The organism is Candidatus Hakubella thermalkaliphila (assembly GCF_013281975.1).
Classification (GTDB): Bacteria; Actinomycetota; Humimicrobiia; order Hakubellales; family Hakubellaceae; genus Hakubella; species Hakubella thermalkaliphila.
The window spans coordinates 1-1014 of the sequence record NZ_BLRZ01000312.1; the positions used below are offsets into that span (position 1 = coordinate 1).

Sequence of the window (1014 nt, forward strand, 5' to 3'; positions counted from 1 at the left end):
CTCTTAGAATCGATCCCTCCTACCACTACCGGGGTGTTGGCAATTTTAAACAGCTTGTTGCCAAGATCCACTCGTTCCGGGGAGAAAGCGAGGTAGAAATCTTCTCCCATGCGCAGCCCACTGGTCTCAAGTATGGGACCCACAATCTCCACCGTCGTCCCGGTATAGGTTGTGCTTCTGAGAATGACTAGCTGTCCCTTCTTAATGCTCTTTGCTATCTCTTGGGAAGCCTCAACAATGAAGTGAAGATCAGGTTCTTTGGTCTTGGTCAGAGGAGTTGGCACGCATATGATAATTACGTCCAACTCTCTTAGCAAGCAGAAATTCATTGCAGGGGTGAGACGATTCTTATTAACTACATCTTTCAACTCGGTGTCATCAACATCTAAGATATAACTTTCACCACGGCCAATTTTTTTCACTTTCTCAGCATCTGCATCGAAGCCTACTGTCTCTATTCCCTTTTTGGCAAATTCCATAGCTAGGGGGAGTCCCACATATCCAAGACCAACTATTCCAACTATGGCTTTCTTTTCTTTTATCTTCTTCTTTAGAAGCTGAAAGCTCAAATCTTTGACTCCTTTCCTAATGTGTCATTCGGGGGCGGCACCCTCTCCACATCATATTTCAATCGACGGCGAGTAACTATCGCTTCTCCACAACTTCTCGATACACATTTACCATCTTCTCTACTATGACGCTCCAGTTTAAATTATCTACTACATATTTTCTAATTTTTTGAACATCCTCTCTTTTCGGATCAAGATGGCTTAAGACATTCACTATCTTTCGTTCTAGTCCCACAACATCTCCATACCGCACTAAATTATCAACTCCTATTTTTTTAAACACCCCAGCGCAGCCTGAACTCTCCGTAACCAGGACCGGAGTACCGCACATGGCGGCCTCGAAGGGTACCAGACCAAACACCTCATGGAGCGAGGGATAGACCAGAACCTCGGCATCCACATAGGCTGACAACTTTCTCTCTTCCTCCAGGAAATCGACAAAGAC

General features: G+C 45.0%; 2 protein-coding genes. Both read right to left on the minus strand.

From position 1 onward, the window contains the following. On the minus strand, positions 1-569 hold a 569-nt coding region (locus HW443_RS11805), incomplete at its 3' end, for a nucleotide sugar dehydrogenase (protein WP_258190533.1). 76 nt (positions 570-645) lie between these two features. Then, the coding region (locus tag HW443_RS11810; protein WP_176238286.1) for a glycosyltransferase at positions 646-1014 on the minus strand (369 nt) is incomplete at its 5' end.